The following is a 12,165-nucleotide window of genomic DNA, read 5'->3' as shown; positions in this document are numbered from 1 at the left end:
GTTTCCCCTCATTTCTTTTGAATAGATTACTCGTATATTATAACAGTTCAAACAAAAAGTCGCATGACGAAAGATACAGCTGGAATATTCCATAGTAAAAAAAGACTAGCTATTTGCTAGTCTACAGTACCGAATCGGTTAAGTGGCCAAAAAACAAATTTAACATCAGCCATGATGTCTTTTTCTTTAATCATTCCAATAATACGACTATCCTTCGAAATCCGACGATTGTCTCCTAAAACAAATAATTCACCATCAGGAACCTTCTCAGATCCTGTTAATTCTTTCAAATTGAAATCATACGTTAGTGGCTGTCCATCAGTTAATTTTCCTTTGAACTCATCTAAATATGGCTCATCATATTTTTTGTTGTTGATATAAAGCTCATCATTTTTATATTCTATGATATCCCCTGGTAAACCGATAACACGTTTGATATAATTCTTTCCTTCATCATCAGGTGCCGGAAAAGTCACAATGTCAAAACGTTTAATATCAGTATTTTTTAAGGCAATGACTCTTTCTCCGTCTATCAATGTAGGATCCATTGAATCTCCTTTAACTACGACGGGGGTAAAAACAAAATGACGCAAACCAACTAAGATAACTGCTAAAATTAAAAACCAAATAATTGATTTTCCTACTTCCTTTATATTCATTTATGAGCCTCCATTATACTCTTCGTTAATTTAGTTTATCATATTCTTAAGCACTTATTGAAAAGTATTCCCTTCCCCTTAAAAAAAAATTACTCTTCTGTGAGCATATTCCTTTTCTTACTTTTTGTAAGATGTTAAAGTATTCCTTGTCAACAAGAACAAAACAAGAAAAGGTGGAATTATTATGTCTCAATTTTTAGACTCATTAAAAGATCGTCGTTCATTTTACTCTTTAGGACGTGACGTTCAACTAACAGAAGAAGAAATCACAGAATTAGTTAAGGACTCTGTTAAAAACAGTCCTACCGCTTTTAATGCACAATCACCTCGTGCAGTCATTCTTTTTGGTGATGCTCATGAAAAATTATGGAATATCGTTGAAGAAGCGTTAAAACCATTAACACCAGCAGAAGCATTTCCTAACACACAAGCGAAAATTGCCAGCTTCCGTAATGCTTTTGGAACAGTAATGTTCTTCAAAGAAACAGATACAGTGAAAAACTTGCAAGAACAATTTGCTTTATATGCAGATAACTTCCCAGACTGGGCAGAACAATCAAACGGTATCGCAACTGCAAATACATGGACTGCGCTTAATGCAGCTGGTCTTGGAGCAAACTTACAACACTATAATCCAGTAATTGATGATGCTGTTGCAAAAGAATGGAATATTCCATCAAACTGGCAACTACGTTCTCAATTAGTCTTTGGGTCTAAAGATGGCGAGGCCAACGAAAAAGAATACTTGGCAGATGATGAACGCTTCCGCGTATTCCATTAATCGAAATCTTAAAAGGAGCGATGCAGATTTATTCAGCATCGCTCCTTTTTTACATAAAAAAGATGGCGTCTCCGCCATCTTATTTCCCATTCTTGTCTTGATCGTCTTTTGTCAAGATTTCTAATGTGCTGCCCTCATTAAGGTGTGTGGAAAGAAAAACGACAAATTCAGTCAATGAATAGTCAAAGGTCAATATCGGTCCACGACGCTCTTTGCGAAAATAATTCAACTTAATCAAACCGTTTTCTTCTTGAAATAATACGACTCGTTCGATTTCATTTAATGGAATGCCTCGATTATCTAGACTAAAAAGGATTAAACTGTCTTCTGTAAACCCTTTTTTATCTAATAAAAAACTTAACATGACCAAGGCGGCCAAGACTGTCTGCACTCGACCATTTAAATCTTGCCAACTTGTAAAGCCAATCCATAAAATCAATACTGTTAAAAAAAGATAAAAAGGATATTGCCTGCGCTGCTTAAAAACTGGAACAATAATGTCTCTACGTGCCAACAATAAGAACACATACAAAACGATCGTAAAAACGCCTAATAACAATGTAAATATATTCAAAAGAACCGCCTTCTAACTTGGAATGAAATTAGAATATTTTACCACGACCATGTTAGATTTGTCATCTCGCTGCTCTTGATCAACCTCTTCGCATTGATTTATACGTACAACAGCACAATTTGTCATCTTGGAAATAACTTCGCCTTCCACGCATTCTTCGAAACCAATCGGATGGCAACGATAAGTTCTTCCAAGTTCAATTTCTTCTTCATTCATAAGTAAGCCCTCCAGTATCGACATTCATTTGTTCGTCTAGCTTTTGGATCAATGTTATTCGCAATTATACCTAAGTCTGGAATGGTTTACAATCGAAAATTTCACTTCATTAGCAAAAAGAAAGTAAATCAGGTAAAATTAGCTACAGAGGGGGGATCTTTTATGTCAAATTTTATCGATTCAATTAAGAAATACGGTTATTTAAGAAGTGCTTGCTATTTGGTTCTTGGAATCGCTATTCTCTTTTCACCACGGAGCGTTTTTAAAGGAATTGTTTACATTATTTTCTTCTATTTATTGATTATGGGGATTTTACAAATCATCCGTGGCCTACAAGCAAAAAAATATACTGGTAATGTCGGCTTTGAGACGACTAGCGGAATCCTACGAGTTATAGTTGCTTTTGTCGTTCTTTGGTTCTCAAAAGGGATCATAAGCATTTTACCGATGTTTTTGGGATTCATTATCCTAATTTTTGCTATTGGTCAGTTTATGCAAAGTTGGACGGCAAAAAGAAATGGTTTTCCAGTTACTGGTCAGGTTGTCTATAGTGCCTTGATGATTCTTGCTGGTATTTTTCTTCTGTTCAATCCTTTTAGTAGTTTAATGATTCTCTTCCAAATTTTTGGCTTCTTGTTAATTACGATGGCTGTTTCAGAATTTATTAACACTCGCCGTTTTAATCAATAAAGAATTGTTTCTATTATAAGAAACATTTATACTGAATGTATCAAAAGAGAACGAGGTCATTATGAATACTGCTACTGAGCTTTATCAATTCACTAAAAAATACGGTATTAACTACAACACCAATGAAGAAAAGGGAATTCGTTTGTATAACAATTTTTTACAAGCCTTTCCCAAAATAAACTTTTCCTTTTCTTTCATTGGCTTTCACAAGTATGAGAGTCTTAAAAATCAAGAAGGTTTAACTGCTTATGGCATCTCCGGCAACACATTATATGCTTTAAGCAAACAAAAATCCTATAAATACAATCTTTATCAATGTAGAGAGATTAGCGGTAAGAAGAAACTAAACGGCATCCGACTGTCCTTAGTTTTTGATGCTGAAATCCTTTCTATCAATTTAGGTTTCGCTGATGGGAATCTTGTTTTGAATGCTTTGAAGCAAGCTGGAAATAAGTAGTCGAGACATTTTATTTGAAGAATAGAGAAACTAGCGTTACAATATTTTCTGTTCTTACTGGGATATGGCCAAACTGGTAAGGCGCCTGACTCTGAATCAGGAGAGTGTAGGTTCGAGCCCTACTATCCCAATAAACTCATTTAAAAAAACGTTTTTGCTTTTTTAAAGCAAAAACGTTTTTTTATCTGGAAAAAATTTTAAGATTTCACTACCATTACATTGCAATTCGCATGATTGACTACATACGCTGTTGTTGAGCCGACTAAAGCCTGTTCAACAGCCCCTCTACCTGTTGCCCCCAGCATGATAAGATCCACTTGATTTTCTAGCGCATAATCAATGATTTTTCGTTTGGGATTTCCTGAGTCAATCTTTGTCTCATAATCAAATTGACTGACGTTTGAATTGGCAATCAATTGCTCAAGCTCGATCTCCGCATTATTTAGATGAAACTTAAGGGAATCATTGATAAATGCTGGATCGCCAATCGAGAATTTATAATCGACTACTGTAAGAATAAATAATTTTGCGTTATTTCGTTCTGCGACACTTAATGCTTCCTTAAATGCGTCCGTTGATGATTCTGAACCGTCAACTGCCACAAGTATTTTCTTATAACTTTCTTTCATTGAAATCGCCTCCCATACCTTCATTATACCTCAAGTCGCTCCTTCTAGAAAATTAAAGAGCGTGATCATTCTTTTTGCTAATTACGAGTTATTTCCCTAACAAAAATTATTTTTTTAGTATTTCCTGTAATATTTTTATGATAAAATAAATTGAGCAACAACTTCCCCGCCAGTCACTAGTTTCAACGACTGGAATTGTTGCTCTTTTTTTAGTCATCTAACCTCTTGTTTTTTTATTAGTTATGGTCTAATATAATTAGAAAAAAATGAGAGGGTGAGTATATGGATAATCGCCTGACACAAACCTCCAGTTTTACTGATGGCGTTAGGGCCTGTCTGCCCACGATTATGGGGTATTTAGGAATTGGAATTGCCATGGGAATTGTTGGAAAATCAGCGCATCTTGCAATTTGGCAAATATTTTTGATGTCCACGCTAGTTTATGCTGGCAGTGCGCAGTTCATTTTATGCGGCTTATTATTGTTAAGCGCCCCAATTCTTTCAATTGTATTCACTGTTTTCCTTGTCAATTTACGTCATCTTCTCATGAGTCTCTCTGTCGCACATTATTTCAAAGACGATTCTTTGTTAAATGGGATGGCTATTGGGACATTACTGACCGATGAATCTTACGGGGTGCTAATGACGACTCTGGCACAAGAAAAAAAAGTATCGAGTAACTGGATGCATGGCTTAAATATCACAGCCTATCTAGTCTGGATACTATCAACTGTTATAGGGGCGTTACTAGGAAATTTCATTCCTGACCCAACTATCTTTGGGTTTGATTTTGCACTCACCTCGATGTTTCTTGGCTTGTTCCTTTTTCAAGTACAACTGCCATTAAAAAAGCAACGGGCAAAGACCGTACGAATTTTAGCTGTGACAATTATTACCTTATATCTGTTAATGCGGATTGTTTCAGCTGAATTATCAGTTATTTTAGCAACATTGCTAGGCTGTTTAACGGGGGTGATGAGTAAGGATGAGTAATTATTACTATTTATTGACTCTCTTAGGTTGTGCAGTCGTCACTTGGGTTCCTCGCGTATTGCCTTTTGTTTTAACAAAAGCAATAACACTGCCGTCCGCTTTCGAAAAATTTTTAAGTTATTTGCCGATGACCATTTTAACGGCATTACTTATGCAAAGTTTACTTAATTTTCAATCAGGTCAATTTCCGACATTGCGTTTTCCTGAAGTTTTTGCTTGTATACCAGCACTCATTGTCGGTATTCGCACGAATGATCTAATGAAAATTGTCTTGACAGGTGTTCTTGGCATCGCTCTTTTACGATTGCTTTAAATGACGCCTGTTATAGAGCTTATTTCTGGTTTTACTTACATCGCTGATGTAATATATAACAAAATAATAGAAAAAGGAGTAATTCTCATGAAAAAGATCGCTGGATATTTCTTTGAAAAGCCCTTAGTTTTAGAGGAGAAAAAGCCTTTCGAAATCCATCTTCCAACGGACACTTTGTATGATGGGAACGAACCTATTTTGGAATCAGATCAAAAGATTCTATCTGAAATAGGGAAAAAGTATGACTACCCAACAGAGCAGCTTCATAGTTTTTTTGTTATTTCAGAAATTACTGATGCCAGCTAAAAGGGCTTTTAATGCTTAGTCAACTCTGGGGTACTTTTTGGGTAAAGTTTATACTTTTTAACCTTTAAAAAAGCTCCCGATGAATTTTAATTTCATCGAGAGCTTTTTCATATTATTGTCCGTACCAGCCGATGCCTTCGTTTCGCCAGCCTTGTTTGATCAAGTTATTACGCTCACTCTGCAATAATGTATAGTGATGAGCGCCTGATTTAGCATTTGGATTATACAGACGGTACAATGGCTTGCTTCCTCCAGAATACCAACTGATTCCTTCGTATCGCCAGCCTACTTTTACTAAATTATTTTTTTCAGATACATGAGGTGTATAGTGATGATCTCCAGCATTTGGATTATACAAACGGTATACAGGTGTACCACTCTTTGGTGCCTGCCATCCTATTCCTTCGTATCGCCAACCAGCTTTCCTAACCTTGTCTCGTTCAGCAGTGCTTGCTGTATAGAAATGCTCTCCGCTGTTTGGATTGTACAAACGATACATTGCACTTGTCTGAACTGGCGCAGGAGTCGAGCCGCCATTATTTCCTCCACTGCTGTTTGAATCATACTGGGTCAGCTTATAAGTTTCAATGACGTTGTTCAATGTTGCTCCGTAAGTCGGAGCAGTCGCGTACCTGCCAGTTAGATAAGCGGTTGCATCTTTATAAGATTTCGTATTGCTCTTCCAAGCACCAGAATAGTAATAATTCCCTGGTGAAAAAGAAGTTGTTTTTAATACAGTTACGTTGTCTCCAAGAGATTCTTTATAAGAAGGATATTTCCGAAATTTCGCATTGATCGTAATCGGTTTTCCATTAACATATTCTTGAGTCGGCATCGTAACGGACTGTCCATTATACTCCCCTTTAATTCCAAACAAATTATAATTTGGCGCTTTGGAAAGCGTACTTCCTCCCCAACCGCTTTCAACAATCGCTTGGGCAATCATCACCGAAGCATACAAGTTGTTCGCACTTGCTAATGTTCTCGCAGAAGGAGCAATCTGATTGATAAAGGCCTGCTGCGTATTCACAGCTGCTCGTGCAGCCCTAAAGGCAGGCGGCTCAATCGTAAATTCATCAAACGGGATTGGATGATGAAATTGCAGATTCCCCTGCGCATCATATTCTTCTTCATCCACTATCATACTTTCTTCACTAGTGCTGCTCTCTTCTGTTTCTTTTTCAGAAGATAAGGTAGATTCTACGTCCTTTTTCGACACAGATTCTTGCGTCTCTGAAGTTCCAACTGCTTGATTATTTGTTGGCGCGATTGAACTTGAAGATTCTTGTATCGTCGTGCTTTCTTGAGTTTCCGCTAAATTCGATGTTTCCTCTCCGTATGCAACAAATGCTGAACTTCCCAAACTGCCTAACAACACCACACTACATAACAGTTTTTTATAATTCATGTCATCCCCCTCTAACCACCATTAATCGATGGTTATATTTAATGCTTATTCTCTTACCTCTCTGTATATAAAGTAACAAAAATTAATCATAAAGTAAAATTTTTTTATTTTACTTTGAACTTTGAAAACATTGCAATAACAGGCGTTCTTCAAAAGTTTCCGATTTTTTTAAATTAAAGAAAGTTTTAATTAGAATTAACAGTATATTTATATATAAAACGTTGTTGTTACGCGCTGAAATGATGTTTTCAAATTAAGAAAAAGCCACGATTTCTCATATTATTGTTATTTATTGACTCTGGCCAATCTGCTATAATGACCTTCAAGGGAGGGAAATATATGGATATCGGCGTTGTAGTTTCAATTGTGATTTACTTTATCTTCTTTTTGATGACCATTGTCTATTTTTATCTTTTTAAAAACGACCGTATTTTGCTTCATCTATATTTCTCCTTAATCCCTACTTTCATATGTATTTACTTACTTATAAATTACCATCATTATCAACCGGTCGAAGGTGCTTGGACATTAGCAATTCTTATGTTTGTTTCACTTATCAGCTTCATGCTTTACTGGATTATCTATTCAATACTGAATCGTAAAGAGTGAGATATTTAGTTTCATCCTTCACAAATATTTCGTAATTTTTTAATTAGTTATATGCTATAATAAAATTTGTCTATTCTAACCTATTCAAAGGAGCTTTATTATGGCGCTTTTATTAACACTTTTTTTTGATCTTCTAATGATTGTTCTATTTTTATTTAGAATCGTTAGAGGCGATCAAATCACCTATATTGTTAGTATTGCATTACAAGGATTACTATTTATTGATTTATTAGCTGTCGTACTTTTACGTACATCCAAATCGGACATACCAACCAATGAGCAAATGGAAATGACGCGTAGACAATCACGTAAATCATCCAAACCTGCACGTGGTGGTTTTTTAGCTAAGTTATCCTGCCTTGTTTCATTAGTTCTACTTGCATACTATGTCTACTCTGTTATATACATTTTTATTTAACGAATAATGGTATCGACAACTATCGATGCCATTTTTATTACTAGCCGGAGTAACTCTAGCCTTTAAAATTCTATTCTCGCTAAGTAAATTGAGCAAGGCAAATGAGAATTATTACACAAGTTAGTCCCTTCTCTAGACAGAAAAGGCTTAGGAAACGACTTCCCAAAATGATGTGTTGCCTAATTGAATTGATTTATACAGAAATACGCTACCATTAAAAAGGCGGTTGTGACAAAAATCTTGTCACACCGCCTTTTAGCTATATTTTTTTTCGATTGAAAATGAGCACGCTGAATAGTAGAGAGAGAAGAATTAGGAGAATACTGATACCTATTGCTGGGTTATATTTTTCTAAAGCAGAAGCCTTCTGCAAAAAATTGATATTTTGAGTAATTAGCGAGATTGGATTATAGTATTTCACTTTATCAAACATATTCAGCAATATCATAATGACGACTGTTGCACCTGTCATTAGTAATCCTTCATAATTATTCCGTGCGATCGTTGAGGAACATACAATTATGCCTAATAATAACAATCCAAATAGCCACAAAGGAAATGCCGCTTGAAGAAGATAAGGGCTTTTGTTATCTGGAAAATAATAGGCGGTGTACCCCCACGTGACAAGAAATGTTAGTAAAAGACACAGGGTCCATTGTAAAATCAAGCTAATCATTTTTCCAACGATCACTGACCTACGCCGAAGTCCCTTCGTAACCAAATTAATCAATGTCCCTTTACTTATTTCATTACTAACCGTTCCGCTAAACATTAGGGCTATCACAATTAAACCAATTTGAGTAAGGTTCTTATAAAATTGTGTCCAAGAATCAAGAGAAGTCGGATCGGGAATCGTTTTGGCCATCGCTGCTCCGATAGTCATTTTTACAATCTCGGGGGTTAATTTTGCTAATAGCGGATTCATCAAGCCAAAAATAAGAAAGATAATGATCAAGAGTAACAGACGTGACGTTCGCCAGCTTTCTACTAATTCTTTTTTTGTAAAATAATATAAATTTTTCATTGAATAACCTCCAAAAAGATCGATTCTAATGAAGGATCAATTTTTTGAATGGATTTTGGGTAAATGTGAGAGTCTTCAAATAATTGAAAAATTGCTGATGCAACAGCCTTATAATCACAAGAATAGGTTAAAACAAAACGCTGCTTTGAAGAATCCACAGAATAATCTTTGATAACTTCTTGTTGTTCCAGTTTTTCTAACGTTCTAGTGAAAATCTCAACATCTTCTTCATTTGAAAATTCGATTTCCATTTGATCCCTCGCGTACCTCTCTTTTAGCGTATTCAATGGACCGTTGACCACTAATTCTCCCTGATCTAAAATACCAACGTAATCACAAATTCGTTCCACATCGCTTAAAATATGGGTAGAAAACAGGATCGTTGTTTTCCCCCTTAGCTTCGATAGCATTTCCAAAAACTCATTGCGGCCACTAGGATCTAAAGCAGAGGTTGGTTCATCACAAATCAACAGTTCTGGATCATTTAATAATGCTTGAGCAATGCCTAGACGTTGCTTCATTCCTCGTGAATAACCCTTAATCTTTTTTTTATTGTTTTCCAAACCAACGAGTGCTAAAATTTCAGGAATTTTTTGCTGTGATTGCTTCTTCGTCAGACCAGTGATTTCCCCACAGAATTTTAGATATTCTCTACCAGACATATAATTATAAAATTCTGGTACATCAGGCAAATATCCCGTTAAATGATTGGTTTGATTGTCTCCAAAATGAACCGGTTGCCCTTTTATAAAAATCTCGCCGCTGTTCTTTTCCTCCAGACCTAAAATCATCTTCATCGTTGTGGTTTTCCCGGCACCATTCTCGCCTACAAAACCATATATTGACCCTGTAGGCACACTCAAATTCAAATTTTTAAGAACACTTTTTGAACCAAATTTCTTTGAAACATTTTTCAATTCTAAAATGTTCATTCATTTTCTCCTCTTCCAAATACAAAATAGACTACTGGACCGACAATTTGGATAACTACAACTACGAAAAGCCATAAAACTTTGTTTCCAAAACGATAATTGGGATGTTTCAATATATGCCATACAGCCGTGATCATTAAAAGCAATTCTAAAATAATTAACGGTAGAAAAATCGGCAAATTTTCTTTTAAAAAATCAAAATTATTCATTTCCACTCACCCCCTGTTCTTTGAGATTCCGCAACTCCGAATAGATTTGCTTTAATTGTTCTTGATCGCTAAAGCTTGCAAAGGTTGGATTTTCAATTACAAAGTCGATCAAGCTGTCCTTGACCTTCATTGAATCTCGTGGTAATTGATGACCAAGTTCTAATTGTTCCAGCCAGTCGTCCACCTGATCAAAATAAGCATCTCCATGGAGCTCCACTGGAAATTGTGTTTGCTTCATTACTGTTAGAAAATCATTTAACAACGGAAAAACAGCTGCTTCATCCTTCATCTGGGCATAGCCAAAAACTGCAGACAGCTGAAAATTCATCAACGCAATGGGATGCAAGTTACTAAATTCAAAAACATCGGCAAATTGAAGACCACGCTTAACAGTTTGAGAGAACTTCTTATGATCTTTAATCAACAATTGTAAATAATTGCCTAGAAAACTCAGAAAGACAGTCGTATACTGATAAATCGCACTTTGCAAAGTAACGATCGCCTGATCTTCCTCTCCTTTTTGCTGCTGAGCGGCAGCAATCAAGCTTTCAATCGGAAATAAAATAGGAACCTGTTCTCCTAGAATATCTAAGACTTGATCAAATTCGTTTAATGTCAGAGAAGTATACGCTTCATATTTTAAAGCCTGTGTGATTAGTTCAGGATCCTTTGTCTGTGTTCTTACATGAATAAATAATTCTTGTGCTTCCTTTGTATAGGTTTGGACATTTTCTTCTCCTGGTAATAAATCAGCATGATTCAAAAGAAACAGCCCCATCTGCAATATAAATGGATAGCATGAATAATAGCGCCGAACAAAGCTGCGAATTGTTGCTAATACATCCTCCGGTGATTTTGTTTCCAATGATTTTTTTAGCATCAAGTAAATCCGCTGAATCTCATGATTGTCTAACTGCGGCTCATAGGTCAAGAGTGAGTCGATCGTAATGTCAAAATAGGCAGCTAACAATGGCAGCAAGGTAATATCAGGATAGGTTTGACCTGTTTCCCATTTTGACACTGAGGCCTTGGATACCCCTACAAAGTTTGCCAACTCCTGTTGAGTAACATGTTTCTCTTTTCGTTTTTCCATGATTATTGGACCGATATTCATTTCCATGATGCTTCCCCCCTTACTATTTATTTTAGAATGAGTCGTAATAGAAAACAATCGAGTCTTTGTTAACTTCTACGGATAATAATCAACCTACAAGAAACAAAAAAAGACTAGTGCTTTATACTAGTCTCATTAAAATTATTTATTTTTATATTCTGAAGTCAGCTGATTTATTTTTTTGCTTATTTTTTTTGGCAAATACGCCAACAAGGCTAATAGAACTCCTGCAACGGTCAGTTCCAGTAACAAACTCATGGAAACTCCCTTTGCAACGATCACTGAAGCCATGAATGCATAGATAAAGCTAGCAGGTATCATCGTTAAAAAAGAAATCAAACTAAATTTTTTTACACTCATAGGTGTCATTGCATAGGCATAACTTTGAATAGCAAAAGGGAAAATCGGGACTAAACGAGTAAAAATTAGAAAAGAAAGCCCATTTTCTCTTACCCCCTTTTCTATCTTTTGAAAGGTTGGGTCATTGCCAAAACGTTGGATAATATAGCCTCTCGCCACGTATTTTCCTATGATAAAAGAGAGGGTTGCTCCTAGTGAGGCGCCGATAACGGTTAGCGCACCGCCAATCAAACCGCCGTAGGCAAGACCTCCTACAATTGCTAAAACTTGTCCTGGTAATAAAAATACGGCCACAATCACTGACAGAAGAATAAAAATTACGTAGCCCCACCAGCCGAGATTCTCTAAATAAGCGCGCAGGTCAGAAATATTCGTTAGAAGATCAATCAAACCAAATTGATACGCTAGAAAAATTACTAACAACACAATAACAATAAATAGACTAATTTTTTTCAACGAATCACCTCTTCCTT

18 protein-coding genes and 1 tRNA gene are annotated in these 12,165 nt (G+C 35.9%); 9 read left to right on the top strand and 10 right to left on the bottom strand.

Annotated elements, in window-relative coordinates; genetic code table 11:
* Positions 1-116 precede the first annotated feature (116 nt).
* Positions 117-659, bottom strand: a complete 543-nt coding sequence (gene lepB, locus J9537_RS07255; protein ID WP_010744750.1) for a signal peptidase I — start codon at positions 657-659, stop codon at positions 117-119.
* Between the two features lie 184 nt (positions 660-843).
* Here lepB and J9537_RS07250 point away from each other — a divergent pair, with 184 nt between their 5' ends.
* A complete protein-coding gene (locus tag J9537_RS07250; protein ID WP_218257265.1) occupies positions 844-1,440 on the top strand; it encodes a nitroreductase family protein in 597 nt (198 codons plus the stop codon).
* Positions 1,441-1,519: 79 nt separating this feature from the next.
* Here the strand turns inward: J9537_RS07250 and J9537_RS07245 are convergent, their stop codons facing one another.
* Positions 1,520-2,014, bottom strand: a complete 495-nt coding sequence (locus tag J9537_RS07245) for a hypothetical protein (protein ID WP_010744748.1) — start codon at positions 2,012-2,014, stop codon at positions 1,520-1,522.
* 12 nt (positions 2,015-2,026) lie between these two features.
* Positions 2,027-2,230 carry a hypothetical protein gene (locus J9537_RS07240; RefSeq protein WP_010744747.1) on the bottom strand — a complete coding sequence of 68 codons (204 nt, stop codon included), beginning with the start codon at positions 2,228-2,230 and terminating at the stop codon, positions 2,027-2,029.
* Positions 2,231-2,392: 162 nt separating this feature from the next.
* On the opposite strand from J9537_RS07240, the gene J9537_RS07235 reads away from it, so the two are divergent.
* The 3 genes from J9537_RS07235 to J9537_RS07225 all read left to right on the top strand — a co-directional run bounded on the left by J9537_RS07235 (position 2,393) and on the right by J9537_RS07225 (position 3,508).
* Positions 2,393-2,920 carry an HdeD family acid-resistance protein gene (locus tag J9537_RS07235; RefSeq protein WP_218257264.1) on the top strand — a complete coding sequence of 176 codons (528 nt, stop codon included), beginning with the start codon at positions 2,393-2,395 and terminating at the stop codon, positions 2,918-2,920.
* 61 nt (positions 2,921-2,981) lie between these two features.
* Positions 2,982-3,377, top strand: a complete 396-nt coding sequence (locus J9537_RS07230) for a hypothetical protein (protein ID WP_010744745.1) — start codon at positions 2,982-2,984, stop codon at positions 3,375-3,377.
* Between the two features lie 58 nt (positions 3,378-3,435).
* Positions 3,436-3,508: transfer RNA gene (locus J9537_RS07225), tRNA-Gln, on the top strand.
* A 66-nt stretch (positions 3,509-3,574) separates the two neighbouring features.
* Here J9537_RS07225 and J9537_RS07220 read toward each other — a convergent pair.
* Positions 3,575-4,006 (bottom strand): universal stress protein, encoded by a 432-nt coding sequence (locus J9537_RS07220; protein WP_218257263.1) that lies wholly within the window; start codon positions 4,004-4,006, stop codon positions 3,575-3,577.
* A gap of 282 nt (positions 4,007-4,288) precedes the next feature.
* Between J9537_RS07220 and J9537_RS07215 the strand changes: the two genes are divergently transcribed.
* The 3 genes from J9537_RS07215 to J9537_RS07205 all read left to right on the top strand — a co-directional run bounded on the left by J9537_RS07215 (position 4,289) and on the right by J9537_RS07205 (position 5,618).
* The gene (locus tag J9537_RS07215) at positions 4,289-4,999 is read left to right on the top strand and encodes an AzlC family ABC transporter permease (protein ID WP_218257262.1); all 711 of its coding nucleotides are present in this window, start codon (positions 4,289-4,291) and stop codon (positions 4,997-4,999) included.
* Positions 4,992-5,312 (top strand): AzlD domain-containing protein, encoded by a 321-nt coding sequence (locus tag J9537_RS07210; RefSeq protein ID WP_218257261.1) that lies wholly within the window; start codon positions 4,992-4,994, stop codon positions 5,310-5,312. The genes J9537_RS07215 and J9537_RS07210 overlap by 8 nt, the downstream gene beginning before the upstream one ends.
* Before the next feature lie 87 nt (positions 5,313-5,399).
* Positions 5,400-5,618 carry a hypothetical protein gene (locus J9537_RS07205; RefSeq protein WP_010744741.1) on the top strand — a complete coding sequence of 73 codons (219 nt, stop codon included), beginning with the start codon at positions 5,400-5,402 and terminating at the stop codon, positions 5,616-5,618.
* A gap of 112 nt (positions 5,619-5,730) precedes the next feature.
* Here the strand turns inward: J9537_RS07205 and J9537_RS07200 are convergent, their stop codons facing one another.
* Entirely contained in the window at positions 5,731-7,026 is a 1,296-nt protein-coding gene (locus J9537_RS07200) for a glycoside hydrolase family 73 protein (RefSeq protein WP_218257260.1), read from the bottom strand.
* A gap of 339 nt (positions 7,027-7,365) precedes the next feature.
* On the opposite strand from J9537_RS07200, the gene J9537_RS07195 reads away from it, so the two are divergent.
* On the top strand, positions 7,366-7,635 hold the full coding sequence (locus tag J9537_RS07195; protein WP_218257259.1) for a hypothetical protein: 270 nt from the start codon (positions 7,366-7,368) through the stop codon (positions 7,633-7,635).
* A 100-nt stretch (positions 7,636-7,735) separates the two neighbouring features.
* Positions 7,736-8,053: a hypothetical protein gene (locus J9537_RS07190; RefSeq protein ID WP_218257258.1), complete on the top strand. Its 318-nt coding sequence runs from the start codon at positions 7,736-7,738 to the stop codon at positions 8,051-8,053.
* A gap of 259 nt (positions 8,054-8,312) precedes the next feature.
* Here the strand turns inward: J9537_RS07190 and J9537_RS07185 are convergent, their stop codons facing one another.
* The 5 genes from J9537_RS07185 to J9537_RS07165 all read right to left on the bottom strand — a co-directional run bounded on the left by J9537_RS07185 (position 8,313) and on the right by J9537_RS07165 (position 12,148).
* Positions 8,313-9,077 carry an ABC transporter permease gene (locus tag J9537_RS07185; RefSeq protein WP_218257257.1) on the bottom strand — a complete coding sequence of 255 codons (765 nt, stop codon included), beginning with the start codon at positions 9,075-9,077 and terminating at the stop codon, positions 8,313-8,315.
* Positions 9,074-10,009: an ABC transporter ATP-binding protein gene (locus J9537_RS07180; protein ID WP_218257256.1), complete on the bottom strand. Its 936-nt coding sequence runs from the start codon at positions 10,007-10,009 to the stop codon at positions 9,074-9,076. Before J9537_RS07180 ends, J9537_RS07185 begins: the two co-directional genes overlap by 4 nt.
* On the bottom strand, positions 10,006-10,218 hold the full coding sequence (locus J9537_RS07175) for a PLD nuclease N-terminal domain-containing protein (RefSeq protein WP_218257255.1): 213 nt from the start codon (positions 10,216-10,218) through the stop codon (positions 10,006-10,008). Before J9537_RS07175 ends, J9537_RS07180 begins: the two co-directional genes overlap by 4 nt.
* The gene (locus tag J9537_RS07170; RefSeq protein WP_218257254.1) at positions 10,211-11,338 is read right to left on the bottom strand and encodes a helix-turn-helix domain-containing protein; all 1,128 of its coding nucleotides are present in this window, start codon (positions 11,336-11,338) and stop codon (positions 10,211-10,213) included. Before J9537_RS07170 ends, J9537_RS07175 begins: the two co-directional genes overlap by 8 nt.
* A gap of 135 nt (positions 11,339-11,473) precedes the next feature.
* Positions 11,474-12,148 carry a TVP38/TMEM64 family protein gene (locus tag J9537_RS07165; protein WP_218257253.1) on the bottom strand — a complete coding sequence of 225 codons (675 nt, stop codon included), beginning with the start codon at positions 12,146-12,148 and terminating at the stop codon, positions 11,474-11,476.
* Positions 12,149-12,165: the final 17 nt, after the last annotated feature.

The sequence above is a fragment of the Enterococcus raffinosus genome, assembly GCF_019175485.1.
Taxonomy (GTDB): Bacteria; Bacillota; Bacilli; order Lactobacillales; family Enterococcaceae; genus Enterococcus_A; species Enterococcus_A raffinosus.
This window is presented reverse-complemented; position numbering and strand designations above follow the sequence as displayed.